The organism is Paenibacillus sp. FSL E2-0178 (assembly GCF_038593005.1).
Taxonomy (GTDB): Bacteria; Bacillota; Bacilli; order Paenibacillales; family Paenibacillaceae; genus Paenibacillus_AQ; species Paenibacillus_AQ phytohabitans.
In genome coordinates, this window is record NZ_CP151953.1 from 5,060,806 (window position 1) to 5,086,645 (window position 25,840).

Consider the following 25,840-nt stretch of genomic DNA (forward strand, 5'->3'; position numbering starts at 1 on the left):
ATCTCCCGGTGACTGATGGCTTACGTGGTCTCTATTGGCAGCCTGGCGACCATAAACGCGGATTCTCAGCATTCTTAGGCCCATTGCTTTGCGTCCTACCCTTTCAGGAAGTTTGCCTTTAGAAATAGATCAATGATATACACTCAGCATGAGGCGATTTCAATCGACTGTAATCGACAAAAAAGGTCATAACTGGTTCCTGCGCTGCAGGAACTTCTGCAAACAAGCTTAATTCTAGTACTTAAGGAGCTATTTTTCAACTGTATTCTGCCAATTTATTAATAATCTTGAAATGTGCAGCTCTATATTGCTTGAAAAACTGGTTTCCCAGCGCTTACAGCTTATGGGAGGAGTCTGCTCTGCAAGAAAAGCCGGATCTTTGAGCTGGAGAACGGACTGCTGCTGAGGCTGCCTGCGTTGGGCGGCTTTTTTTAATATATGAATGGAGTTAATCCGGGGTTTATATGTAATGTTCATGTTATATATGTAGAATAACACAAACAATTAGCACATTATTTCGTAATAAAAACGAAGACATTGCAAATTTGTTGTAATATAATCTAACAAACAGCAGGAAAAATTAAATTAATGTTAATAAACATAACATTAAATATATGCATTGAATTCTGGAAGGGGAGCATGAACCATGCAGATTACAGCAGCACCTTACACCTGGCCCTATGACGGCGTCCTTGATCCGGCGAAGACGGCACTGATGATTATCGACATGCAGACGGATTTTTGCGGCAAAGGCGGTTACGTGGAGCGAATGGGCTACGACCTCTCATTAACAGCCAGAGCGATTCAGCCGATTGGGCGGCTGCTGGCACGCATCCGGGAAATTAACGGATTCACCGTTATCCATACCCGGGAGGGCCATAAGCCGGATCTGTCCGATCTGCCGGCGAATAAACGGTGGCGGAGCAGACAGATCGGCGCTGAGATCGGCTCGGAAGGACCGGCGGGACGGATTCTCGTACGGGGCGAGCGCGGCTGGCAGATCATTGATGAACTGGCACCTATACCGGGAGAGCACATTATCGACAAGCCGGGTAAAGGCAGCTTTTATGCTACGGACCTGGATTTAATATTGAAGAATAAAGGGATTACCCATCTGATTCTGACCGGAATCACGACGGATGTCTGTGTACACACGACGATGCGCGAAGCCAATGACCGCGGTTATGAATGTCTGATCCTGGAGGATTGCACGGGTGCTACGGATTATGCCAATCATCTGGCAGCGCTCAATATGGTCAAAATGCAGGGTGGTGTCTTCGGCAGTGTGAGTGATTCGCAAGCGGTGCTGAAGGCGCTGGAGCAATTCTAGATACAAATTACGAATGACCAGTATTCCAAATAACATCATAACGGGGGAATCACCATGTGGAACAAGTCCAGAACCAAAGCGCTTATCCTGCTCACTTCACTAATGCTGCTCATTACAGCCTGCGGCAACAATTCGGATACCGGCAAGGCAGAGGGACAGGGGGCGGAAGGCTCCGGTGAGCTTAAGAAGGTTGTTCTGAGGTTGAAGTGGATTCATCAGGCGCAGTTTGCCGGGTTCTATACCGCCGTTGAAAAGGGCTTCTATAAGGAAGCGGGGCTGGATGTGGAGATTCGGCCGGGAGGCTCGGATTTTCCGGCGGTACAGATGGTCGCTTCGGGCAGTGAGGAGTTCGGGGTAACCGGTGCTGACCAGATCATTATTGCCAGAGAAAAAGGCGTACCGGTTAAGGCGTTATCTGCGATATACCGCAAAACCCCGTTCGTAATGTTCACGCTTAAAGAATCCGGTATCACTACAATGGAAGATCTTGTCGGCCAAAAGGTGGGCATCAAGCTCGGCGGCAATGAAGAGCTGACCTTCCGTGCTATGGAGAAAAGCGCGGGCATTGAAACCTCGCAAATCGAAGAGATGCCGATCAAATATGATCTCAGCCCCTTGTTGACCGGCCAGGTCAAGGCATGGCCCGGATATGTAATTAATGAGGTGCTGGCTGTGCAGGAGCAGGGCAAGGAAGTCAATATTATCGACCCGAACGACTATGGCATCAATTTCTATGCCGACACTCTGTTTACCACGGAGTCTGTGATTGAGAAGGATCCGGAAATGGTCCGGAGTTTCGTACAGGCCTCCATGAAGGGCTGGGATTATGCGATGGAGCATCCTGAGGAAGCGGCGGAATTCGGCCTGAAATATGGAGAAAAGCTTGATCTTGCGCATGAAGTCAGCATGATGAAGGCCAGCATTCCGCTGCTTGAGCCGGAGAAGCTCCCGCTCGGCTCGATGGACGAGGCGGCGTGGGAGACGCTGCAGCAGAATCTTATCGATCTGGACTTTGTGAAAAAGCAGCAGGACATCGGCTCATTGTTCACCAATGAGTACTTGAATTAAGGAGGGAACCGGTATGACAGCAGCGATGAAAGAACAGATGAATTCCGCCCCTGTGAAGAATCCCGGTACCCGGGACACGATGCTCTCCTTGCGCAATTGCTCTCTTTCCTTCGGCAATGTGCCTGTGCTTGATAATGTCAGTCTTGACGTATACCGAAATGAATTCATCTCCATTCTCGGACCGAGCGGCTGCGGGAAATCAACGACACTGCGGCTGATGCTGCGGCTGCTAAGCCCGGAAGGAGGCGGGGAGGTTGCGTATTCCTCCCCGGACCTGTCGCTGGGCATGGTCTTTCAAAAGCCTGTACTGATGCCATGGCTCAGTGCCCTGCAGAATGTCATGCTGCCCCTTGAGCTGGGCCCGAAGAAGAAATTCAGCAAAAAGGAAGCGCGTGAAAAGGCGGAAAGCGCCCTGCGGCTGGTCGGCCTGCAGGATTTCCAGAACCACTTCCCGCATCAGCTCAGCGGCGGAATGCAGCAGAGGGCGGCGATTGCCAGAGCCTTGGCTGCCGATCCGACCGTGCTGCTGATGGATGAGCCGTTCGGTGCGCTGGATGAACTGACCCGCGAGAAGCTGAACTTTGAGCTGCTGCGTCTGTGGGAGAGTCCGGAGACAAGTCTAAGCAGCATTGTAATGGTTACCCATTCTATTCAGGAATCCGTGCTTCTGTCGGACCGGGTGGTGATGATGTCACCCCGGCCGGCCGGGGTGACAGATATTATTCCGGTACCGCTGCCTTCACCGCGTCAAGCGGGCATGGAAGAGCTGCCGGAATTCCACCGGACCGTCAAGGAATTGAGAAAGCGGGTGAAGCATCTATGACAGCTAAACTCAAGGACAGCCTGTACCCGGTCACCTTTGCGCTCGGCTTCCTGATCTTGTGGGAGCTGGCCGTACGGCTCCTGTCGGTTCCGATGTATCTGCTGCCTTCTCCAACCCAGGTGGTCTCGGCCATCGACGGTTCGCTGTGGTCCCATACGCTGGTTACCCTGGGCGAATCCCTGACCGGGTTCATGCTTGCTAACATACTGGGCCTGGTTACTGCGGTTATTTTTGTTCATTCCAAGCCGATTGAGAAGGGGATGTTCCCGCTCGCCATTGCCCTTAAGACTACACCGCTGGTTGCACTGGCGCCGCTGCTTGTCGTGTGGCTGGGAACCGGATATACCTCGAAGGTCATCGCTTCGATGCTGATCTGCTTTTTCCCGATTCTGGTGAACAGTGTCAAAGGTCTTAAGGCGATTGAATACGAGGCCTGGGAGCTGTTCTCCACCTATAAAGGAACCAAAAGCGAAATCTTCTGGAAGCTGCGGCTGCCGACCAGTCTGCCTTATATCTTCTCCGCACTGAAAATCTCGACCTCGCTTGCCATTGTTGGAGCGATTGTCGGTGAATTTGTCGGGGCCAATAAGGGGCTGGGTTATGTGGTGCTCGTCTCCTCTTACCATATGGATACTCCGGTGATGTTCTCGGCCATTATTGCTTCGGCGCTGTGCGGCCTGCTGCTGTTCTGGTGTATCGGACTGCTGGAGAAGAAGGTTATTTTCTGGACAAGGAGCGATGATCTGTGATGAAATGCTCGGTGATCAAAATCCCTGCAGGTGCGCCGAATGACATGTCCGGCCTGCAGGCGGCGATAGAAGAGGGGCTGTTCCGTCCCGAAGAGGTTGCAGCTGTACTGGGAAAGACCGAGGGGAACGGCTGTGTTAATGATTTCACGCGGGGCTATGCCGTTATGGCGCTGAAGGCGTTCTTCGCCGGGGTGTCCCAGGAACAGCGGCCTGCAGAAATATCCTATGTGATGTCCGGAGGGACGGAAGGTGTGCTCAGCCCGCATTTCACGGTCATTAGCCGCAGCGGCCAGGCAGAGACGGGCGTAAATGCTGATGGTCTAAAGTCACTTGCGGTCGGTACGGCCAGAACACGGATCTTCCGGCCGGAGGAGCTGGGCCGGCTCAGCCAGGTGGACGCTGTGGCGGATGCCGTGGCCCGGGCGGTCCTGGATGCCGGAATCACCTCGAAAGCGGATGTGCATTTTGTGCAGATTAAATGCCCGCTGCTCACTGCAGAGCAGATGTATGACGCGCACAGCCGTCAGGTATCGCTCGTTACAGAGGATACCTATAAATCCATGGGATATTCCAGAGGTGCATCCGCACTGGGGACTGCCGTTGCCCTGGGTGAAGTGGAGCGCTCGACCTTAAGTGAAGAAGATATATGCGTGAGCTGGGATAAATTCAGCGCTGTGGCGTCTACTTCAGCCGGAAGTGAGCTTGCCTACTGCGAAGTGATTGTGTTCGGCAATTCGCTGTCTGCGGAAGGCCCGTATCACATCGACCATGCAGTCATGAAGGATGCTATTGACGGCGCAGCGCTGCAGGGCCTGCTGGACCGGTATCCCGGTGAGGAGCTGGTGCAGGTGCTGGCCAAAGCTGAAGCTGATCCGGACGGAGTCATCCGCGGACGGCGCCATATCATGCTGGATGATTCGGATATCAATCATACGCGGCATGCGCGGGCCGTAGTCGGCGGTGTACTGGCCTATGTCGGCGGCGATCCGATGATCTACGTATCCGGCGGAGGCGAGCACCAGGGCCCGAAGGGCGGAGGGCCGGTAGCGGCTGTATTCCGCCGCAGATAGCGGGTTTTTTCAACCTATACCTATAACTTATACATCATGGAGGAATGGATTATGCATACACAGGAAACGGAAGTGCTGACAGCGGCGGACATGACATGGGAGTTAATGCCGAATCATATTGAGCTGTACCACCGGGAGATCGTCTCGGCAGCGCAGGCGGACCGTCTGGGCATCCGGATGAGCTCGATTCTGTGGGAGAAGCTGGGTGTTGGCGGTCAGGTATTGCCACACCATCATGATGTGGTGGAGATTATTCATATCACTGTGGGGGAGGTCAAGCTGCTATGCGAGGGTGAATGGTACAGCTACCGGGCCGGGGATACCTTCCATGTACCTGCGGGTGTAGTCCACTCCGTTGCGAATGCGGGTGATTCGCCGTCTGAGCAGATCAGTATTTTTGTGCCGTCTGGGCCGAATGTACCTGCGAACCATTTTTTTGGCACCACTCTGATCGAGGATGTGTATTCTTCCAAGCTAAAGTAAAGGCGGCGGAGCTATGGGCAGCAATGTAATCACCGGATTGAACTGCAGCGATATCCTGCTGATTCCCGATCTGAAGGAAGCGGTGGTCCTGGCGGGAGCCGGAGGCCTCGGGCGTTACATTAACCGTGTCAATGTGATGGAGGTTCCCGATGTGATTGACTGGGTCCGTCCGGGAGAATTCCTGATTACCAGCGGTTTCCCCTTCCACGGTCAGCCGGAGCTCATCACCGAGATTATTCCCCAGCTGAACCAGAAGGGCGTATCCGCGCTTGGGATCAAGACCAAGCGTTATATCGATGAAATTCCTGCACGGGCGCTGGAGCTGGCGGATCAGCTTAATTTCCCGATCTTCGAGCTGCCGGCGGCTATCTCCTTCTCCGACGTTGTACGTGACATTATGGAACGGGTGCTTGTGCAGGAGGCCAGGGAGCTCTCCCAGCTGCAGAGCCGTTTCCAGAAGCTGTCCAAGCAGCTTCTGCATGGTGACGGCATCGAGGATTTCCTGCTGACGCTGGATGGTATGCTGCATAATCCGGTTGTGCTGCTGGATGATACCGATCAGGTCCTCTGTTCCCCGCAGGCAGAGGCGCTGGAGCTGGCAGAGCAGCTTCCGTTATGGATGCAGCTGCGCCAGGAGGGCAGTCTCGGGATAACCTTCCTGACGGTCGGAGAGCGGCGGATCCGCGCCTATGTATCGTCCGTCCATGACAAGGGAGTGGATCAATGCCTGCTGGTGCTGCTGGAGTGGAACCGCGAGCTGGCGGTTGTAGATCAGTTAACCATTGACCGGGTGGGGGTACTGGTCGGGCTGGAGATGATCAACGCCGGTGCCCGCCGGGAGGTTGAACTGAAGTATGTCGACCAGTTTCTGCAGGACTGGATCAGCGGCCGGATTGCCGCAGCCGAGGATTTGAAGCTGCGGGCCGAGGCCTGCGGCTGCCCGCTTCCTGAGCGTCCGCTGCGCGCCGTAACCGTCGGCTGGCTGGAGGAGAAGCCGGAGCTTAAGCAGCTGCAGCAAGCGGTGAAGCGGGTGCGGGCCCGGGGAGATCTTCAGCATGTGAAGCTTACGATCCTTGAAGGAGAATTGGTTCTGACGGTTCCTGAGCAGCCGGATATTCCATTGGAGGAAACGCTGGGACGGCTGCTGGCTGAGATGAACCGGGTGTTTGCCAAGGAGAGCTGCGCCTTCTGCATCGGAGATCTTGCGGAAGGTCCCGACCAGGTGCGCTTCAGCTATGAGTCCGCCCGCAAAATCGCCCGTATCTGCGAGGTCAGCGGTTACAGCGGGGCTTATGTGGATTACCGGAAGCTGGGTGTCTTCAGGCTGCTGTACCATTTGCCGGAGCTTGCGGAGATCAGCGCGTACAGGGACCAGTACATCGTTCCGCTGCTGGAGTATGACAGCAAGCATGGCGTGTCTCTCGTGCAGACACTCCAGCTGTATTTCAAGTGCAACCGCAACATCAAACGGACCTCAGCCGAGCTGTTCACCCATTATAATACGGTGACTTACCGGATAGAACGGGCCTGCGAGCTGCTGGGACTCAGCCAGAATGACGGTGACGATATGCTGGAGCTGCAGCTTGCGCTTAAGCTGCACGAGATGAGCAGCGGCCGCAGGGTACGTACGGATTCGCAGAGAAGGAGATGAAGAATCATGACGGCAATAACTGAATTTCCCGCCAAGCTGACCGCAGGCTGGCTGCGCGGGCAATATTTAAGCGGTGTGCTGGACCCGGAGGAGGTGGTCCGGGAGATCATCCGCCGCGCTGCACGCGACAAGGAAATGAACATCTGGATTGAACCGCCTGCCGAGGCGCATATCCGTCCCTTTCTTGAGAGGCTCAGGGAGCTGGACCCGCAGAGCCATCCGCTGTGGGGCATTCCGTTCGCCGTTAAGGATAACATCGATGTTAAGGGACTGCCCACAACGGCGGCTTGTCCTGAATATGCTTATCAGCCGGATCATGACGCTTCGGTTGTCGCAAGATTGGTTGCTGCGGGAGCTATCCCTCTGGGCAAAAGCAATCTGGACCAGTTCGCCACCGGTCTCGTTGGTGTACGCAGCCCTTACGGCGAGACTCATAACGCCCTGCGCCCGGAATATATCAGCGGAGGCTCCAGCGCCGGATCCGCCGTGGCTGTTGCCCGTGGCCAGGCCGTGTTCAGCCTGGGCACCGATACCGCCGGCTCGGGCCGCGTGCCTGCCTCGCTGAACGGGCTGGTCGGCTATAAGCCCAGCCTCGGCGCCTGGCCGGTGCGCGGGGTAGTGCCCGCTTGTGCCAGCCTGGACTGCGTCACCGTGTTTGCGCACAATCTGGAGGATGCCCTCGCGGTGGACCGCGCAGCGCGCGGCTTCGATGAAGCTGACCCCTGGTCGCGTTCCGTGAAGCTGGGGCCCGCCGCTCTTCCGGCGAAGCTGCTGCTTCCGGAGGCTCCGCCGGAGTTCTATGGCCCCCATGCCGAAGAATACCGGGAGGCCTGGGGACGGGCCGAAGCAGCCGTGCAGGCATTGGGGCTGCCGGTTGAACGGGTGGACTGTACGCTGTTCTCCGAAGCGGCAGCTATCTTGTACGAGGGTCCCTGGGTAGCCGAGCGCTGGGCCGGTCTGGGTGAGTTCGTGGAGAATCACCGTGAAGCTGTGCTGCCGGTGACGGAGTCCATCTTGTCTTCCGGGGCGGCCGGGCGCCATACGGCCGCGAGCCTGTTCCGGGCCATGCACCGGCTGCAGCGCTATAAGCGGGAAGCGGAGCTGCTGCTGAAGGATGCCGTGCTGGTGCTCCCCACCTGCGGCGGAACCTGGACCCGGGAGCAGGTTGCCGGTAATCCGGTAGGGGCCAACTCCGATATGGGGCGCTATACCAACCACTGCAACCTGCTTGATCTGTCAGCCGTGGCGGTTCCTGCCGGGGATGCGGCGGAGGGCCTGCCCTTCGGCATCACGATGTTCGCTCTGGCGGACAGCGAGCATCTGCTGGCGGGAGCGGGCGCGTTGCTTCTTGGAGAGAGCCCGCGCGGTTCGGCGGAAGGTGAGCCTGATGAGTCGGTATCGCCGGGCATGATTACACTGGCCGTCTGCGGTCTTCATATGCGCGGCTTCCCGCTGGAGAAGCAGATGCTGGAGCATGGCGCCCGGTTCTGGCAGGAGGCGCGGACGGCCCCGTGCTATGAGCTGGTCAAGCTCCAGACGGTGCCGCCGAAGCCCGGCTTGCTCAGACAATCGGCAGGCGGAGGCTCTGTCGGGCTGGAGCTGTGGCGGATGCCGGCGGCATCGCTGGGCGCATTCGCGTCGCTCATACCCGCTCCGCTGGGCCTGGGGCGGGTGGTGCTCGAAGACGGCCGGGAAGTGACCGGCTTCATCTGCGAAGGCTATGCCGCCGCCGGAGCCGAGAACATTACGGCGCACGGGGGCTGGAGATATCTGCCCGTGAATTGAGTAACGTCCTGTTGGAACGCGCGAACGCCCCGCAAGCAGAAGTATGGCTTGCGGGGCGATTTGATATGCCTGACAAGCGGTGTAGATTCCAGGCTGCTCATGGGTTTTTTTGATATTCCGGAAGAAGGCAAGCTATAATAATAACGCAGTGCCCCGATTGCGGTACATGCGGTATACTTAATTGCACTTTGTACAACTAAATCCTCTGATTTATAACCGATCATCTGTTTAGTTGTATTTCATACAATTAAACTGCTCTATATAGATTGGGTTTCACTCATTCGGGCAAATTTAGTTGTACAGAATACAGTTATCAGAGGAAAGCCATCCTTTTTGCTGTTTTTAATTGTACAGAATACAACTATCATGGAATGCTCACTTCGATCTGAACTTCACATAATTGTTGAATTGTTGAATTGTTGAATTGTTGAATTGTTCACTTGTACTAGCCCCCACCCCAAAAAAAAAGGACGCTCCCCAGCTTATAGCTTATGGGAGAGTCCTTTTTGTATGAAACGTATAGCGCGCGCCGGTACAGCCTTGGCTGGTTGTGCTGCGACTGAGATTGCCGCATAATCGGCACGTTCAATCTCTTCAAGAATCCGGTTCAGATGCGAGAACACCGCGCCAAGATCACGGAATGCGGCGAGCGGGCATTGGCCCTGCAGCTCAGAGAACCAGGCCAGCTGTACATCACGGGCGCGGCGCAGGCTCTCGGGGAGCGAACGTCCGCATTCCGCATCGGACAGCGTCCGGGTGCCATATAAGGCAATGCAGTCTGCCGTTGCCGTTACCACCTCTGTCATCCAGTCGGCTGCGGCATAATGGGCAGGGAGCAGCGAGAGCTCTTCGGAAATTCCTTTGACGTAGGAATGCACCCTGCTGAGATGAGAGGTTGCCTGTGACAGCGTACCGAGCTCTTTGCGGCACTGGTAATGGGAGAGCGTGAAGTGCAGCTCCTTCTGCAGCTGCTTGCTCTTGCCCAGCAGTTCACCGGAAAGCTTAAGTGCGGTCAGCGCCTGCGTAGCATCCCGTCCCCCGGAAGTTAGACCGGTTAAGGCATCGGACAGTGTCAGGCTGCCCCTCAGTGCCAAGTCTTTGACCTTGACGAACCCCTTGGGCGGAACGATAATCATATTTATGATTAAGGCAATCAGTACACCGATTAAGGTCTCGGCGACTCTCCAGACGATATATTGGTCATGATAGAAGGTGAGCGCCAGGACGGAAGTGACGCCAACCTGTGAAACGGCCTGGATATTAATCCGGCAGGCGGTGGCTACGCCTATTCCGAGCAGCAGCATCAGCAGAATCGAGAGCGCACCAACATCGAAGAAGCGGCCCACAACCAGGCTGGCGATTCCGCCTAGCACAATACCGAGCAGCCGGTACACCCCTTTTTCGAGGGAGGCTTTGACACTGCTCTGGGTGATAAGAATCGCCGCCAGCGGCGCAAAGTACAGATAACGGTCGCCATACAGGCTGTGTACCGCGAGCCAGGATAGTGATGCAGCAAGGGTAACACGTATCATATAAAGGGATAATCCGAACTTCTCAAGGCGGTCTTGTAACCCCTCGTTCATGGTAGTCATCTTCTTTCGCAAATGTAAGAAAAATTTTATGTTTTTCAGCCGTTTTCATTATAGCACCTCAAAACAGGCCCCGCCGGGTTCATTTTTTACGAACTTGTTAAGTTTCTGCAATGCATTTAATAATGTAAGCTATCGCATATATAGGATTATTCCTATATGCTATATATATTGAAGTCTGTCGAACAAGGGGAGGAATTGTCGCTTATCCGCGCTGAGCATGCTGTTTCTGGATTGTCTCCCGCAAGAAGCGGGTAAAATAGGTTGTACTACATAAGGTAAGGGAGGTTGTTAGCTATAGCTACCCCGGAAGGCACTATTATTTCATTTGATCAGGTTATTAAGCAATATGACGACGAAGAGGCTGTACTCAAAGGCGTGAGCTTCGAAATTGAACGCGGTAAATTCTATACTCTGCTGGGCCCCTCGGGCTGCGGGAAAACGACCATCTTGCGACTCATCGCCGGCTTCGCCGAGCCCACTGAAGGTTCTATTTATCTGAACGGTAAAATCATCAACCACATTCCCGCCAACGAGCGGCAGGTCAATACGGTATTTCAGGACTATGCACTGTTTCCGCACCTGAACGTATTCGAGAATGTGGCTTTCGGACTGCGGATTAAGAAGCTTAAGAAGGATGTTATTAATCAAAAGGTGCAGGAAGCGCTGCGCTTCGTCAATCTGGTCGGCTATGACCAGCGGGCCATTAATGAAATGTCCGGAGGACAAAGACAACGGGTCGCAATTGCACGCGCGATTGTCAACGAGCCGCAGGTTCTGCTGCTGGACGAGCCGTTATCGGCACTGGACCTTAAGCTGCGCACGGAGATGCAGTATATTCTGCGGGAAATGCAGCAGCGGCTGGGCATCACCTTCATTTTCGTTACCCATGACCAGGAAGAGGCGCTGGCGATGTCAGACTGGATCTTCGTCATGAATGGCGGGAAGATTGAGCAAAGCGGTACGCCTAATGATATCTATGATGAGCCGATCAACCGGTTCGTGGCCGATTTCATCGGCGAGTCGAATATTGTACCGGGCGTGATGATTGAGGACTATGTGGTTGAGTTTAACGGCCACCGGTTCGAGTGCGTCGATGCCGGTCTGAAGCCGAATGAAGCGGTGGAAATTGTGATCCGTCCTGAGGATCTGGAGATTGCTACCGTGGAAGCAGGTAAGCTGAAGGTGCGTGTGGATTCCCAGCTGTTCCGGGGAGTGCATTATGAGATCAGCTGCTATGACGGTTCCGGCCACGAATGGCTGGTCCATTCCACCCGCAAGGCGGAGGTAGGCAGCGAAATCGGGCTGTATTTTGATCCGGAAGCGATCCATGTTATGCGTTTCGGCGAAACGGAGGAAGAGTTCGACAAACGTCTGGAGGCTTACGGCGAGGTGGAGAGCGATGAAGAGTAAGGGCAAGTCGTACTACCTCATCCCGTATTACCTGTGGATTGCGTTGTTTGTTATTGCACCTGTGCTGCTGGTTGTCTATTATTCCCTGTTCGATCTGGACGGGAAGCTGACGCTGGATAACTACGTCAATTTCTTCACACCGGTATATATGAGAATGATGCTGAATTCCTTCTGGTATGCTTTTCTGATCACACTGTTCTCGCTCTTGGTGGCGTACCCGGCAGCCTATCTGCTGACGCGTACGAAGCATAAGCAGCTGTGGCTGCTGCTGATTATTCTGCCGACATGGATCAATCTGCTGCTGAAGACATATGCCTTCATCGGCATCTTCGGCACCTTCGGCCCGGTCAACAATTTCTTTGATCTGGTGGGGCTCGGGGAGCAGCAGATCCTATTCACCGGCTTCAGCTTTGTGTTTGTGTCCGTCTATATTTTCATTCCATTCATGATCCTGCCGATCTTCAGTGCACTGGATGAGATGAATCTGTCGCTGGTGGATGCTGCGCGTGATTTGGGCGCCTCCGGCTGGACGACGTTCCGGCGGGTAGTGTTCCCGCTCACGATCTCCGGGGTCCGCTCCGGCTGCATGGCGGTATTCATTCCCGCGCTGTCGCTGTTTATGATTACGCGTCTGATTGCCGGCAACCGGGTGATTACACTCGGCACCGCTATTGAGCAGCATTTCCTGGTCACACAGGATTGGGGCATGGGCTCCACGGTAGCGGTATTCCTGATCGCCATTATGGCGCTGTTCATGATACTTACGGGCAGCTCGCGGAAAGGAGGGCGCGCGTGAAGAGCAAGAATAGAAACAAAATCAAAAATAAAAACGGGATTGCGAATATCTATCTGGTGCTGGTCTTCCTGGTTCTGTACGCGCCGATTTTCTATCTGATGTACTACTCGTTCAACAGCGGCGGAACCATGCATGAATTCGAGGGTTTCACGCTGGATTATTACCGCGAAGTCGTGGCCGATACCCGGCTGATGATTATTATGATTAACACACTGGTTATTGCGCTACTGTCCTCGGCGATTGCAACGCTGATTGCAATCATCGGGGCACTGGCGATTCAGCATGTCCGCAGCCGCCGGGCCAAGAACACGCTGCTCTCGCTGAATAACGTGCTGATTGTCAGCCCGGATGTCATTATCGGAGCCTCCTTCCTGATCCTGTTCACGATTGTCGGGATCAAGCTGGGCTTCACCTCCGTTCTGCTCTCGCATGTGGCGTTCAGCATTCCGATTGCCGTTATCATGATCCTGCCGCATCTCCAGGAGATGAGTCCGACACTGACCGACGCCGCCCGGGATCTTGGGGCCACGCGCCGTGATGTGCTGACGAAGGTGATTCTGCCGATCATTAAGCCGGGGATCTTCAGCGGATTCTTCATGGCCCTGACCTATTCCCTGGATGATTTCGCGGTAACCTTCTTCGTAACAGGCAACGGATATTCCACCTTGTCGGTTGAGATCTATTCGAGGGCGCGCCAAGGGGTCTCATTGTCCATTAATGCACTGTCGACACTGATCTTCCTCTTCACCATCCTGCTGGTAATAGGCTACTACTACCTTAACCAGCGGAAGAGCCGTCCGGCTATGCATATTGCAGAACCGGTAGCAGAAGCGGGGGTGCCAAGATGAAACAGCTGGTAAATACGTTTCTGGCGATTCTGATCGTAGCATTCGGGCTGATGTTCCTGGCCTCCAGGCTGAACTCGGCCGAAGGCTATTCCGGCGGCAATACGCTGACGATCTACAACTGGGGCGATTACATCGATCCCGAGCTGCTGGAGCAGTTCCAGGAGGAAACGGGCATTACAGTGATCTACCAGACCTTTGACTCCAATGAGGCGATGCTGACCAAGGTTGAGCAGGGCGGTACGGTCTTCGATGTCGTGGTCCCTTCCGACTATGCCATTGCTAAGATGCGGGAAGAGAAGCTGCTGCTGCCGCTGGATCACAGTAAGCTTCCGAATCTGGCCAATATCGGTTCCAAATTCATGGATCTGTCCTTTGATCCCGGCAACCTGTATTCGGTGCCTTATTTCTGGGGGACGGTAGGTATCATCTACAACCCCGAGATGACCGAGGGCATCGATTTCAGCAGTTGGGATTCATTGTGGGATAAGCGGCTGGACAATAATATCTTCCTGGTCGATGGAGCACGCGAGGTGATGGGCATGGCGCTGAACAGTCTGCACTATTCCGTCAATGACAGGAATGAAGAGCATCTGCAGGAAGCGCTGACCAAGCTGAACCGGCTGTCGCCGAATGTGAAGGCGATCGTCGGCGACGAGATCAAGATGCTGCTGGCGAACGAAGAGGCGGCTGTCGGAATCGTCTGGTCCGGCGATGCTTCGGAGATTATGGATGAGAACGACAAGCTGGATTACGTGGTGCCGGAGGAAGGCTCGAACATATGGTTCGACAACATGGTCATTCCGCGCGGAGCAGCCAATATCGAAGGGGCACATAAGTTCATCAACTTCATGCTCCGTCCGGATGTGGCGGCGCAGAATACGGAATATGTCGGCTACTCCACGCCGAACGTTCCTGCCCTGGAGCTGCTGCCGGAGGACATCTCCGGTGACGAACGCTTCTACCCGCCCGCCGAGATCACAGACCGGCTGGAGGTCTACGATAACCTCGGCAAGCGGATGCTTGCCCATTATAACGAGCTGTTCCTGAAGTTTAAGATGAATAAGAAGTAGGTTGCCGGTCATTGAGTGCCCGCATGCGGAGGTTTCGCATGCGGGTGTTTTTTTGCTGGAGGGAGGGGCTAGAAGGATGGGGCTGGAGGGGGAAGTGAGAAGGAGGGGGAGAAGGGGAAGCTGGAGGGATAAGGCTAGAGGGATTGGGCTAGAAGGGGGAAGTTGGAGGGAGAGAAAGGGGGGGGCTAAGGCTAGAGGGATTGAAGAGAAAGAGTTAGCTGGAGGGCTGAGGCTAGAGGAAGGGGAGGAGGATGAAGCTGAAAGGCGAGGGTCAGAGGGGTTGCCTAGAAGGGCGAAGCTGAAGGTTAGGGTCAGAGCACAGGTGAGGGACATGACTTGTTGGAGAATTGCATGGCCCTCACCGGCTACTGAAGCTATAGGAGGCAGTGTTAGTTGGATTTTCTACACTTACTGGTGAACGAATGAACCCTGCGAATGCAGCAGTTGGATAAACAGCACTTAAATTATTACATTTCACCCCAAGTAGCTGAAATCACCCCAATTAGTTGCTGTTTTTCCACTTGCTTGCCCACGATCCTACGAAATCGATAAATTAAGATACCATTTTCCACTTACTGTTACAGCAGTTGATTCGCGGCACTATAGCCTACAGCCAGCAGCGGGTTCAACGATCCACCTGAACGTTGCTGGCGGTTCTGGTTAAAGCTCAGCGTACCTTTCGGATACATGTTACTGGGCAAACGTCGAGCGGACAAGTATAGTGGTGAGCCACTTGATGTTGCAATGTTCATCTACGTCAGTCTACGGCCTCGCAACGGATCGCATTAATGCTGGTCCGCTGCCCGCAGCCGTTACATTAAATTTGGTCTGCTGCGGAATCGCAAGTAGATTGCTCCTTATGAGACTAATTAAAATATTCAAGCACACTGCGTTTCAGCTCATACCGTGCGGTCCGTTCCTGATTGCTGGTGGGGACGGGAAGGAGCCAGCCTTTGTCAGCCAGATTGTGTAACGTCCGGACTGCGGTTCTGTAATTGACGGTGAAATGCTGCTTAACATCCTGAGGACGGATGGGCCGGGCGAGTTGAATGGCTAGCCGGAGTACCTCCTGTTCCATAAGCTGCACACGGGATACAGGTGCTTCAGCAGGCTGATATCTGCCCAGCACCATTCGCAGCAGGGTCATACAAAGCTCAGGGCGCTGCTCAACATCATCGTACGCGAATGAAATCACATGATAGCCCATGGCGTACAGGAACGTTTCCCGGTTAAGTTCGCCGCAGTATTTAGTCCGGTCCATATCGCGTACATGTGAGGCATAGCCTTTGATCTCGATGAGCAGCTTCACGTATCCCGGTAACCAGGCGAAATCTGCAAAATAAGATCTTCCCCGCCAGTCCATGACTTCATACTCCGGATGAAGTCCGCCAAAGTGGCCCCGCAGAGGCCACCAGATGTTCCTCAGGAACAGAACCTCGGCATGCCGGTGCCCCCGATCCAATCGTGCCCGCCGTTCTCCCTCAGGCCTGCTGCCCAGATGTCCGTTGATAAACTGCAGATGTGCTTCTTCAAATATCATTACGCTCCAACCTCCCCGTGAAAATAGAAAACGCCCCGGCTCCCCCAATTGGGGAAAACCGGGACGTTCTTCGTCTCGCTGTTATTAAGTATAGTTTACAAGCTTGATTCTGACTAGAATATTGCAGGAAAAGTTTCTATTTCACGCCGATCCGCATCCGGTAGCTAATCAGCACCTGCAATGTCCGGCCTCGGAAGTAGTTCTTAACCTCTGCCGAGAACTCAGCAATATCTTGCTCAAGAGAGGCCGGGCTAAGCTTCAGAACCGATTGCATTCCGCCTTGGCTGAGGGCAAGGCCGATATAGCGCTCTGCATCGCAGGCTTCTGTGTTGTGAAAAACAATTTCTCGTGCGTAAGTGAAACATCCGCTGGCTTTGATCCGGCCGAGATGTCCTTCCTTATCCCATTTACGGGCCTGTTCGGCATCGGGCTGAAGCCCGGCGAGCAGGTCATCCGAAGTGGCGATCAGCCCATTGTAACGGGCTTCAATAGCGGGGTTCAGTACCAGAGGCCAATCGCAGTCATAGGCAGCGAACACTCCGCCGGGACTCAGGCAGCGGGAGATTTCCTGAAGTGTGCTGGCCGGGTCCATCCAGTGGAATGACTGCGAGCAGGTGATGATGTCGACGCCCTCTGAGGCGAAGGGAAGCTGATTGGAGTAGCCTTGGACAAAGGATACGGATTCAGTCCCGCTGTGCAGGCGGTCCAGCTTCTCCTGCGCTTTGCCCAGCATATCCGGGTTAGGCTCCACTCCGGTTACGGAGTCGGCGGCGTCTTTCCACAGGAAGGTGGACAGACCGGTGCCACAGCCTATATCAGCCACCGCGGACGGACGGCGGCCCAGGTAATTACTCAACAGCTCAATAACCAGCGGCGGCGCTTCAGGCCGGTAACGGTCGTATTCGTCCTGATATCCCAAGAAGCGGTCAATATTAGGCTTGCTGTTGCCTGCAGGAATCATAGGAATCAGCCTCCTTAGGAGTTTTGTTTGTTCTTCATCATAGATGGTCCAAGCTAGAGCAGCAGTTCCGGATCAATGGCAGGCACAAGACCCTCAGCAGCGGCGCGGGTCAGCAGGGCAGAGATTGCCGCGTAGCCGTCCTCGCCCAGGTTCATCGTGAACTCGTTGACGTAAAGATCAATATGAGATTTGGCTACTTCCGGGGAGAGCTCCTGGGCGTGGCTCAGGACATATTCCTGGCAGTCCAGGGGATGATCCCAGGCATACTGCAAAGAGCTGCGGATCCAGCCGGTAATGGACTCGTGGTCCAGATCCCGACGGGCGATGATCGCGCCGAGCGGAATAGGCAGGCCGGTGTCGCTTTCCCACCAGCTGCCGAGGTCAGTCAGCAGGTTAAGATTATAGGACGGGTAGGTGAAGCGGGCTTCATGAATGACCAGCCCGGCATCAATCGTGCCATTCTGTACAGCAGGCATGATTTCATCGAAGGGCATGACGACGATCTCGGCCGGGCCGTCCGGCACCTGCTGCGCAGCCCATAGCCGGAAGAGCAGGTAGGCGGTGGAGCGCTCGCTTGGCACGGCTATTCTGCGGCCGGATAGCTGACGCGGATGTTTGATGGCACCTGCACCTTTGCGAGTCAGTACGAGCGGACCGCAGCCCCGTCCAAGCGCACCGCCGCAAGGCAGCAGCTTGTACTTATCCAGCACCCAGGGAAGCGCGGCGTAGGAGATTTTAAGCACTTCCGGACCGGCGCCGTCTGCCGCGAGTCCGTTGGTGATATCGATATCGGCAAAGGTTACCTCCAGCTTGGGTGCATCCGGTACCAGCCCGTGCGCCCAGGCATGAAATACGAAGGTATCGTTAGGACATGGAGAAAAAGCAATATGAAGTTCGGTTGTCATTACAGCACCTCCAGTAGAATAGCCGCTGCCGCTGTGAGGGCGTCCAGGGCTTCTTTGATCTTCCACGCGGCCCGGTCGCGCGGGCCGACCGGGTTCGAGATCGCGCGCAGCTCCAGCGCTGCGATCCCCAAAGCCTGTGCGGCCACGGCGACCCCGTGGCCTTCCATCGCTTCCGCCGCCGCCTGCGGATGGCGCGCGGCAAGCTCCGCGGCCGTCCCGGCGGTGCCGGTCGCGGTCGACACGGTAAGCACGGTGCCCGTGCTTACCGCAAGCCCGGCCGCTGCCAGCGCGGCCGCAAGGGCCTGGACCGTGCCGCCCGGCGCAGGCACGGACACGCTGCCGAAGCCAAGTTCGGCAGCGCTGCGGAAGCCCTCCGGCGTCTCTGCGCCGAGGGCCGCGTCAAGCATCTCGCTGGCGACGACCAGCGAGCCTACGGGTGCACGGCCGGGGAAGCCGCCGCCGATCCCGGCGCTGATGACGCAGCCGTAGGAGCCGGCTGCCAGAGCGGCGGCGGTGCCCGCCGCAGCCGCAGCGGTGCCGGCGCCCGCTGCGATGACATGGAACCTGCGGCTGCCCTGCAGGCCGCGCAGGACGGCATCCCGCTCGGCTGCGACAGCGGTCACGATCAGCACGTTAGCGCCCGGCGGAATAAGCCGGGCAGCATTGCCGGACGCGTCCCGCACCGCTGAATCCCGCACCGCTGAATCCTGCACGCCTGAATCCCGCACTGCTGCATCCTGCACGCCTGAATCCCGCACCGCTCCATCCCGCACTGCTGTACCCCGTTCCGCAGAATCCCGCTCTGCTAAATCCTGCTCAGCTGTACCCACTTCAGCAGAATTCCCTTCCGCATTATCGCAGCCATGGGCATCCCATTCCGGTAGTTCCGTTGAATCCATCCAGGTGTTGCCTCCTTTATATGTAATGAACTGCTTCCTTACATTCGCACCCAAAAGGATACGCCGTTTTGGGAGTGAGGTCAAACCGAGTCCTTGCTGTAATCTTTCTTTACTAAGTGAACTCAAGCTGTATCTAGATTGATCTGAAGGAATTTCCGAAACAGATGTTTAATCTAACTGTAATTGAATCATCCTAAGCTCAGGCCTGGTTTCTATTCCCTATTGCACTATGTACAGCAGAATACTGTGGAATCGGCGGCTTTGAGCAGGAATCTGGAAATCAATTGTATGAAATACAACAGACTTTACCGATGGAACTTTTAAATGCACGTGGCATGTGGGACAGACCATTGCGCCAGAGGGTTATCTGGGGAAGGCAATGCGGAGCGCATAGCGGATAATTGTATTTCGTGCAGTTAAAAGACGGCGAAAATCCACATCAGCAAGGATAACTGTATTCCGTACAATTATAATTAGGAAAACTGCTCTTATACGGCATAGTAACGTTTTATAAGTGTACAAAGTGCAATTAAAACTGCTCCTGCGCAGAAATAGGTCGTTTTAGTTGTACAAACTACAGTTAAAATTTGAGCGATAGCCTCATTCTAGACAACCAGCAATTCGGAGATCAACCAAGACGTCTGGTGGGAGAACGAAAGCTATTAATCGAAAATTAATCCCCTAAGCCTCCCTCAGTACCTCGCTTTATACTTACATCAGCACTCCAACAGTACTCCCCCAGCACTCCCCCAGCACTCCACCAGCACTCCAACAGCACTCCAATCAATACTCCCTCAGTACTCCCTCAGCACTCCAATCAATACTCCCCCAGCGCACCCCCAGCGCACCCCCAGTTACTCCATCAATCCCTTCCCTCAGTAATCCCCCGGTAATCCCTGAGTATTTTCACACAACTTCCTATATAGTCACCATATACAATCTGGTATTTAAAAAATCTTCCCCTAATCAGTTGACAATGAAATCGTCATGCTGTATATTTATCTTAACTTAAAGATAATTAACTTAAAGATAAACGCAAACACGACAGGAGGTGCACATTATGAGCGGCAATAAGGAGACAATAGGCACAAGCGGCACAACAAACACAGCAGCTGACAGTACCATCGATCAGGAGCAGGCGGCGTCACTGAAATTATTCGTTGTTCTGTCCAAGGCTTACAAGAGCCTGATGGATCAGGCGGTGAAGGATATGAAGAGCCACGGGCTGGCATCGGCGGAGTTCATGGTGCTGGAAGTCCTGTATCATAGAACGCGGATTCCACTGCAGCAGATTGGCGAGAAGATTCTTGTCACCAGCGGCAGCATCACCTACAACATTGATAAGCTGGAGAAGCGCGGACTACTGAAGCGCGTTCCATGCGAGGACGACCGCCGTGTGACTTATGCCGAGATTACGGAAGCGGGACGCGAGCTGTTCGATGATATTTTCCCCCGTCATGTCAGTTCCATACACAGCCTGATGGGCGGGCTGGATAGTGAAGAGAAGGCTCAGGCCACTCAACTGCTGAAGAAGCTGGGCAAGGGTGTATAGAAGACCGGGAATAGCACAGCGGGTTTCTGAACAGCCGGCTGGAACTCGATAGCTGACTGTTAGCTTAGCTTTAGCAGCAAGATGAGCATTGAAGATCAGGCAGTCCATAAATTTAACAGTGTAATAATGAATTGGTATTCAATGAAAATGCCAAGTCCCCGAATGGCGGGCAAATTATATATAGATCAGCAGGACCAAAAATTTTTACCTAATATCTTAACGTTAAGATAATTAAAATTGAGAGAATGGAGAGTGTTTAAAATGGTTAGTGTAGGTTTATTGTTGATGAGATTGGTAATTGGTGTAGCGTTTATCGGGCATGGTGCACAGAAGCTGTTCGGCTGGTTCGGCGGCTACGGCCCCAAAGGTACAGGCGGCTGGATGGAGTCGATCGGCATTAAGCCCGGCGTACGTATGGCGGTGCTGGCAGGACTGATGGAGCTGGTCGGAGGACTGCTTTTCACACTCGGTCTGCTGACTCCGGTAGCTGCTGTGCTGATTGCCGCAACCATGCTTGGCGCAATTGTCAAAGTCCATGCTCCTAACGGGTTCTGGTCTACGGCTAACGGGATCGAGTTTCCATTAACGGTACTGGTGGTTGCGGTCGGGGTGGCTCTGGCGGGTCCGGGTTCGATTTCACTTGATGCACTTTTCTTTAAATAATAGCCGGTACGCCAGGCGGCCTGCTCCACAGACAGCGGGCGGCTGCCCAGGGCGGACGTCAAGATAGCATCCTCATTTTACAAAAGAACAGATTGTACAACACACCCAATTTCAGGAGGTAATAATCATGACTATGCAAACTTCAGGAATTCATCATATCACCGCTTTTGTAGGAGATGCTCAGCGTAACGCTGATTTCTATGCCGGAATTCTCGGACTGCGCCTTGTCAAAAAAACCATCAACTTCGACGCACCCGACGTCTATCATCTCTACTTCGGCAATGAGCAGGGTGCACCGGGCACCATTATTACCTTCTTCCCCTGGTCTACCGGACGCAAGGGCAGAATCGGCGGCGGTCAGGTTGGCGTAACCACTTATGCTGTGCCGGCAGGCTCCATCGGGTTCTGGGAGCAGCGGCTGGCCGCTTATCAGATTCCGGTTACCAAGGTAAGCCGGATCGGCGAGTCTTATCTCTCCTTCGCGGACTTCGACGGTTTGCGGATTGAGCTGGTGGAACGTGAAGAGGGTTCCTTGAGCACCTGGTCCTTCGCCGGAGTACCTGTAGAACATGCGATCAAAGGCTTCGGAGGTGCTGTTCTCTACAGCGCTGCCCCGGACAAAACAGCAGACACTCTCTCCCGTACGCTGGGAATGGAGCGGATTGCTGAAGGTGACGGCTACATCCGGTACAGAGCTGCCGGTGATATCGGGAATATCATCGATCTGAAGGCTACTCCGGTTCCGCAGGGGGCTGGCGGCACAGGTACCGTCCACCACATCGCCTGGCGCGCCAAAGATGATGCCGAGCAGCTGGAATGGGGCCGCCGCGTACAGAGCCACGGCTACCAGCCGACTCCGGTGCAGGACCGCCAGTACTTCAATGCCATCTACTTCCGTGAAGAAGGCGGAATCCTGTTCGAGATTGCGACCGATCCTCCCGGCTTTGCCCGTGATGAAGCACCGGACGCGCTGGGACAGAAGCTGATGCTTCCGGCATGGTTTGAACCGCAGCGTGCGGCGATAGAAGATAACTTGAGCCTATTTGAAATCCGCGAAATCGGGGTGAATCAGAAATGAATATGACGCATGTATTCCATCAAGGTACGGATGTTACTCAGCCGACGCTGGTATTATTCCACGGCACAGGCGGCAACGAGCATGACCTGCTGCCGCTGGCCGGGCTGCTGGCTCCCGGCGCTTCGGTGCTGGGCATCCGCGGGAATGTACTCGAGAATGGCATGCCGCGCTTTTTCCGGCGGCTGGCTGAAGGAATATTCGACGAGGAGGATCTGATCTTCCGCACCCATGAGGTGAAGCAGTTCCTGGACGAGGCTGCAGCGAAGTACGGATTTGATACCGGCAATCTGGTTGCAGTAGGCTACTCCAACGGTGCGAACATCGCCGGCAGCCTGCTCTTCCATTACGGAGGCATCTTCCGCGCGGCAGTGCTGCTGCATCCGATGGTGCCGCTGCGCGGCCTTGCGATTCCGTCGCTGCAGGGGGTTCCGGTCTTTATCGGGGCAGGAACCAATGATCCGATCATCCGCTCCGAAGAGACACGTGAGCTGGAATCCCTGCTGAGCGGCGCGGGAGCCGAAGTCACCTCGCACTGGGGCAATCAGGGACACCGCCTGAGCACCGCCGAAGCTGAAGCGGCCAGGGACTGGCTAGCCGGACTCACAGCTTCCGGAGAATGATATAACTATACAGACAACCGCCTGCGGGGGCAGCTGATCAGTGATATGATCGGCCGGCCGGCTCCTGCAGGCGGTTCTTTGCGATATATAGGTTATAGGTCCAAGATATATTTGCTCCCCCGTTCTATTCCCCGTTAATGCACAAAAGCATTGAACATTCAGGTTGTGATCGGGTAGTATGAAGAATAAAAAACGGACCTGAGCAAAAACGGATTTGCCGTCTTTTAAAGAGGTACCATAAGAAAGGTTGCGTCACTATTTATGATTAAGCAAAACCATATTTCAAGCCTTGCGGAGGGCGGGCCTTCGAAGAAACAGCGGCTGCAGCTGGCGGTCATTCTGGGAGCCATCGCCACGATTGGCCCTCTGTCGATTGATATGTATCTGCCGGCTCTGCCTGCGCTTAGCACCCATTTCGCCACCAGTCCGGCTATGGTGCAGCTCAGCCTGACCTTCTTCCTGATGGGGCTGGCCTCGGGCCAGCTGGTGGCCGGACCGCTCAGCGATGTGCATGGACGCCGTGTTCCGCTCTTTATCGGTATGGTGATTTATGCGGTTTCTTCACTGCTCTGTGCGTTCAGTCCTTCTATCGGCCTGCTGGTGTTTCTGCGTTTCATCCAGGGCCTGGCCGGATCAGTAGGCGTGGTCATCTCCCGGGCGGCGGTCCGTGATATCTACAGCGGCTCGGAATTAACCAAGTTCTTCTCGCTGCTGATGATTGTCAACGGGCTGGGGCCGATCTTCGCTCCTGTCATCGGGGGACAGCTGCTGAGAGTAACGACCTGGCAGGGTGTGTTTGTAGTTTTGTTTGTGTTCGGACTGCTCTTTGCGGCCATCATTCTGCTGCGTCTGCCGGAGACCTTGCCCAAAGAACGCCGGATCAAAAGCGGGCTCAAAGGAACGCTGCTCACCTTCCGTATCCTGCTCGGCAATGCCAAGTTTATGGGCTATGCCCTCTCCCAGGGTTTCGTTACAGCAGCCATGTTCGCTTATATTTCCGGTTCTTCCTTCGTATTGCAGATTATTTACGGGGTATCCCCGCAAATGTACAGCCTGATCTTCGCTGTTAACGGGCTCGGCATTATTATCTCCGGGCAGATTGCCGGCCGGTTGTCCGCAAGAGTAGGGGAGCGCAAGCTGCTGATTAGCGGACTTCTGCTCTGTACTTTCGGCGGTGTCCTGCTGCTGGTTACCCTCCTTGCCGGAGGCGGACTGCTACCGATTCTGGTCTGCCTGTTCGCCGTGGTCTCCAGTGTGGGTCTGGTGAGTACAACCAGCTTCTCGCTTGCCATGCAGGATCAGGGAGAAACCGCAGGCAGCGCCTCTGCACTCCTGGGTCTGCTTCCCTTGCTGCTGGGCAGCTGTGCGGCTCCGTTAGTCGGACTTGGCGGCAGTGACTCTGCTGTGCCGATGGCGCTGGTCATCGCGGGAGCAGGCATCCTGTCCATTTTATCTTACCTGCTGCTCTGCAAAAGGGCGGACAAGCCATGAGCCGCAAGGATCTCACGACCCTGCTGCTGCTTGCCTTTGCCTGGGGAGCCTCCTTCCTGTTCATGCGGATCGCCTCTCCTGAATTGGGGCCGGTCTTCACGACCGAGCTGCGTGTTACGCTTGCCGGAGCAGCCCTGCTGTTCTATGCGTTTGTGACCCGGCGCAAGCTGGGCATCCTGAAGCACTGGCAGCAGTTCCTGCTGCTCGGTGCCATTAATGCCGCACTTCCGTTCACCCTAATCTGCATGGCTGAGCTGCATCTGAGTGCTTCGCTGGCGGCAATCCTGAATGCCACGACCCCGATGTTTGCGGCCCTGGCCGCCTGGGGAACCCGGCAGGAGAAGCCGGGCCTGGCCAAGTCGGCCGGCCTGATCATTGGTCTAATTGGCGTAGCTGTTCTGGTCGGCTGGAGTCCGGTACCGCTCACAAGTACAGTTCTCTTGTCAGTAGGGTACTCGCTCTGCGCCGCATTGTGCTATGCATTTGGAGGATTATATGCTTCACGTGTAGGCTTCGGCCTCACTCCGCTGGCGCTTGCTGCCGGACAACAGCTGGGTGCAAGCGTGGTGCTGCTGCCGCTGGCGGTTATTTTTGCCCCGGATCATCTGCCCTCGGCCGCTGCGGTATACTCCGTACTTGGTTTGTCGCTGATCTGTACCTCGGTGGCTTACCTGCTGTACTTCCGCCTGATCGCCAGCATCGGCCCGGTCAAGACCGTCAGCGTCACATTTCTCGTCCCTGTATTCGGCCTGATGTGGGGAGCCATCTTCCTGCATGAGCCGGTCTATGCCAATACCCTTGCCGGACTGGTTATCATCCTGCTGAGCGTAACACTGGTTAACCGGAAGCCGGGCAAGTCGTAGGGTAACAGACATTCAGCAAACTTTCAGCGCATTTTAACGTTGTACTTGGGTGAAAGAGATATATTGGATAGGTGAAAGGAGGGACAAGTATGAATATTTCATCCGTATCCGCTTCAACATCTACCACGTATACGTCCTCCAGTGCAACGGATACAGCTGCGCTTGAGAAGCAGAAGGCGAAGCTGGAAGCTGATCTTGAGAAGGTAAGCTCCAGCAAGGACGACGAGAAGACTAAGGAAACCAAGACCAAACAGCTTGAGCAGCAGATCAAGCAGATCGAAGCGCAAATTGCCCAAAAGTCACAGAGTGCCAGCAGCGCCTCTTCAGCTGGAAGCGCAGCTGCACCGCCGGAGAAGCCTGCTGACAGCAGCAAGCTGGCAGCGGCATCTGCGCAGGAAATCGCGACCGCAACTACAGATAGCGAAGGCAGATTTGACATTCGGGTATAACCCCGGCTAACCAGCATGCCTGAGAAGAGGACCGCCATTGCCGTGGTGACTGGTTCTCTATTGCGGTATGACAACCCTTGTGCAGCAAGAAATAGGCATCCGGACTGATCGCAGTCCGGGTGCCTATTTTTTGTATCCCAGGAT

Annotated in this window: 26 protein-coding genes and 1 riboswitch; of the genes, 20 read left to right on the forward strand and 6 right to left on the reverse strand. The window is 55.0% G+C overall.

Annotation, left to right across the window (positions count from 1 at the left end; all coding sequences use genetic code 11):
• Positions 1-33 precede the first annotated feature (33 nt).
• Positions 34-127, reverse strand: a riboswitch (cyclic di-GMP riboswitch).
• Between the two features lie 519 nt (positions 128-646).
• The 8 genes from MHI42_RS22045 to atzF are packed head-to-tail and all read left to right on the forward strand — an operon-like array spanning position 647 to position 8,959.
• The gene (locus tag MHI42_RS22045; RefSeq protein WP_042240618.1) at positions 647-1,330 is read left to right on the forward strand and encodes an isochorismatase family cysteine hydrolase; all 684 of its coding nucleotides are present in this window, start codon (positions 647-649) and stop codon (positions 1,328-1,330) included.
• Positions 1,331-1,384: 54 nt separating this feature from the next.
• Entirely contained in the window at positions 1,385-2,398 is a 1,014-nt protein-coding gene (locus MHI42_RS22050) for an ABC transporter substrate-binding protein (protein ID WP_340989552.1), read from the forward strand.
• A gap of 13 nt (positions 2,399-2,411) precedes the next feature.
• Positions 2,412-3,221, forward strand: coding sequence for an ABC transporter ATP-binding protein (locus tag MHI42_RS22055; RefSeq protein ID WP_342420669.1), 810 nt, complete (start codon positions 2,412-2,414; stop codon positions 3,219-3,221).
• Complete coding sequence (locus MHI42_RS22060) at positions 3,218-3,970, forward strand: ABC transporter permease (RefSeq protein WP_340989550.1); 753 nt, start codon at positions 3,218-3,220, stop codon at positions 3,968-3,970. Before MHI42_RS22055 ends, MHI42_RS22060 begins: the two co-directional genes overlap by 4 nt.
• Complete coding sequence (locus MHI42_RS22065; protein WP_340990704.1) at positions 3,970-5,040, forward strand: ring-opening amidohydrolase; 1,071 nt, start codon at positions 3,970-3,972, stop codon at positions 5,038-5,040. Before MHI42_RS22060 ends, MHI42_RS22065 begins: the two co-directional genes overlap by 1 nt.
• A 51-nt stretch (positions 5,041-5,091) precedes the next feature.
• Positions 5,092-5,523 (forward strand): cupin domain-containing protein, encoded by a 432-nt coding sequence (locus MHI42_RS22070; RefSeq protein WP_342420670.1) that lies wholly within the window; start codon positions 5,092-5,094, stop codon positions 5,521-5,523.
• A gap of 13 nt (positions 5,524-5,536) precedes the next feature.
• Positions 5,537-7,174: a PucR family transcriptional regulator ligand-binding domain-containing protein gene (locus MHI42_RS22075; RefSeq protein WP_340989548.1), complete on the forward strand. Its 1,638-nt coding sequence runs from the start codon at positions 5,537-5,539 to the stop codon at positions 7,172-7,174.
• A 6-nt stretch (positions 7,175-7,180) separates the two neighbouring features.
• Entirely contained in the window at positions 7,181-8,959 is a 1,779-nt protein-coding gene (atzF, locus tag MHI42_RS22080; RefSeq protein WP_342420671.1) for an allophanate hydrolase, read from the forward strand.
• 482 nt (positions 8,960-9,441) lie between these two features.
• Here atzF and MHI42_RS22085 read toward each other — a convergent pair whose 3' ends face one another.
• Positions 9,442-10,542 carry an FUSC family protein gene (locus tag MHI42_RS22085; protein WP_171720784.1) on the reverse strand — a complete coding sequence of 367 codons (1,101 nt, stop codon included), beginning with the start codon at positions 10,540-10,542 and terminating at the stop codon, positions 9,442-9,444.
• 294 nt (positions 10,543-10,836) lie between these two features.
• Here MHI42_RS22085 and MHI42_RS22090 point away from each other — a divergent pair, with 294 nt between their 5' ends.
• From MHI42_RS22090 to MHI42_RS22110, 5 genes are all read left to right on the forward strand, one after another.
• The gene (locus tag MHI42_RS22090; protein ID WP_171720783.1) at positions 10,837-11,961 is read left to right on the forward strand and encodes an ABC transporter ATP-binding protein; all 1,125 of its coding nucleotides are present in this window, start codon (positions 10,837-10,839) and stop codon (positions 11,959-11,961) included.
• Positions 11,951-12,757: an ABC transporter permease gene (locus MHI42_RS22095; protein ID WP_042140354.1), complete on the forward strand. Its 807-nt coding sequence runs from the start codon at positions 11,951-11,953 to the stop codon at positions 12,755-12,757. Before MHI42_RS22090 ends, MHI42_RS22095 begins: the two co-directional genes overlap by 11 nt.
• A 20-nt stretch (positions 12,758-12,777) precedes the next feature.
• Positions 12,778-13,605 carry an ABC transporter permease gene (locus tag MHI42_RS22100; RefSeq protein ID WP_039304962.1) on the forward strand — a complete coding sequence of 276 codons (828 nt, stop codon included), beginning with the start codon at positions 12,778-12,780 and terminating at the stop codon, positions 13,603-13,605.
• Positions 13,602-14,675, forward strand: coding sequence for an ABC transporter substrate-binding protein (locus MHI42_RS22105; protein WP_171720782.1), 1,074 nt, complete (start codon positions 13,602-13,604; stop codon positions 14,673-14,675). Before MHI42_RS22100 ends, MHI42_RS22105 begins: the two co-directional genes overlap by 4 nt.
• A 76-nt stretch (positions 14,676-14,751) precedes the next feature.
• Positions 14,752-15,093, forward strand: a complete 342-nt coding sequence (locus MHI42_RS22110) for a hypothetical protein (protein ID WP_342420672.1) — start codon at positions 14,752-14,754, stop codon at positions 15,091-15,093.
• A 160-nt stretch (positions 15,094-15,253) separates the two neighbouring features.
• Here the strand turns inward: MHI42_RS22110 and MHI42_RS22115 are convergent, their stop codons facing one another.
• The 5 genes from MHI42_RS22115 to MHI42_RS22135 all read right to left on the reverse strand — a co-directional run bounded on the left by MHI42_RS22115 (position 15,254) and on the right by MHI42_RS22135 (position 18,731).
• Positions 15,254-15,376 (reverse strand): hypothetical protein, encoded by a 123-nt coding sequence (locus MHI42_RS22115; RefSeq protein WP_342420673.1) that lies wholly within the window; start codon positions 15,374-15,376, stop codon positions 15,254-15,256.
• Between the two features lie 164 nt (positions 15,377-15,540).
• Entirely contained in the window at positions 15,541-16,215 is a 675-nt protein-coding gene (locus tag MHI42_RS22120; protein WP_342420674.1) for a hypothetical protein, read from the reverse strand.
• Between the two features lie 136 nt (positions 16,216-16,351).
• Entirely contained in the window at positions 16,352-17,176 is an 825-nt protein-coding gene (locus MHI42_RS22125; RefSeq protein ID WP_342420675.1) for a class I SAM-dependent methyltransferase, read from the reverse strand.
• 53 nt (positions 17,177-17,229) lie between these two features.
• Entirely contained in the window at positions 17,230-18,081 is an 852-nt protein-coding gene (locus MHI42_RS22130) for a 1,4-dihydroxy-6-naphthoate synthase (protein ID WP_342420676.1), read from the reverse strand.
• A complete protein-coding gene (locus MHI42_RS22135) occupies positions 18,081-18,731 on the reverse strand; it encodes a futalosine hydrolase (protein WP_342424783.1) in 651 nt (216 codons plus the stop codon). Before MHI42_RS22135 ends, MHI42_RS22130 begins: the two co-directional genes overlap by 1 nt.
• A 1,309-nt stretch (positions 18,732-20,040) precedes the next feature.
• On the opposite strand from MHI42_RS22135, the gene MHI42_RS22140 reads away from it, so the two are divergent.
• The 7 genes from MHI42_RS22140 (at position 20,041) to MHI42_RS22170 (ending at position 25,696) form a co-directional block, all read left to right on the forward strand.
• Positions 20,041-20,532 (forward strand): MarR family transcriptional regulator, encoded by a 492-nt coding sequence (locus MHI42_RS22140; RefSeq protein WP_342420677.1) that lies wholly within the window; start codon positions 20,041-20,043, stop codon positions 20,530-20,532.
• 261 nt (positions 20,533-20,793) lie between these two features.
• Positions 20,794-21,195: a DoxX family protein gene (locus MHI42_RS22145; RefSeq protein WP_039308226.1), complete on the forward strand. Its 402-nt coding sequence runs from the start codon at positions 20,794-20,796 to the stop codon at positions 21,193-21,195.
• A gap of 127 nt (positions 21,196-21,322) precedes the next feature.
• Positions 21,323-22,273, forward strand: a complete 951-nt coding sequence (locus MHI42_RS22150; RefSeq protein WP_342420678.1) for a ring-cleaving dioxygenase — start codon at positions 21,323-21,325, stop codon at positions 22,271-22,273.
• 2 nt (positions 22,274-22,275) lie between these two features.
• Positions 22,276-22,893, forward strand: a complete 618-nt coding sequence (locus MHI42_RS22155) for an alpha/beta hydrolase (RefSeq protein WP_342424784.1) — start codon at positions 22,276-22,278, stop codon at positions 22,891-22,893.
• 261 nt (positions 22,894-23,154) lie between these two features.
• Positions 23,155-24,384 carry a multidrug effflux MFS transporter gene (locus MHI42_RS22160; protein ID WP_342420679.1) on the forward strand — a complete coding sequence of 410 codons (1,230 nt, stop codon included), beginning with the start codon at positions 23,155-23,157 and terminating at the stop codon, positions 24,382-24,384.
• Positions 24,381-25,247 carry a DMT family transporter gene (locus MHI42_RS22165; protein ID WP_342420680.1) on the forward strand — a complete coding sequence of 289 codons (867 nt, stop codon included), beginning with the start codon at positions 24,381-24,383 and terminating at the stop codon, positions 25,245-25,247. Before MHI42_RS22160 ends, MHI42_RS22165 begins: the two co-directional genes overlap by 4 nt.
• 89 nt (positions 25,248-25,336) lie before the next feature.
• Entirely contained in the window at positions 25,337-25,696 is a 360-nt protein-coding gene (locus tag MHI42_RS22170) for a FlxA-like family protein (RefSeq protein ID WP_171720767.1), read from the forward strand.
• The last annotated feature ends 144 nt before the right edge of the window (positions 25,697-25,840 follow it).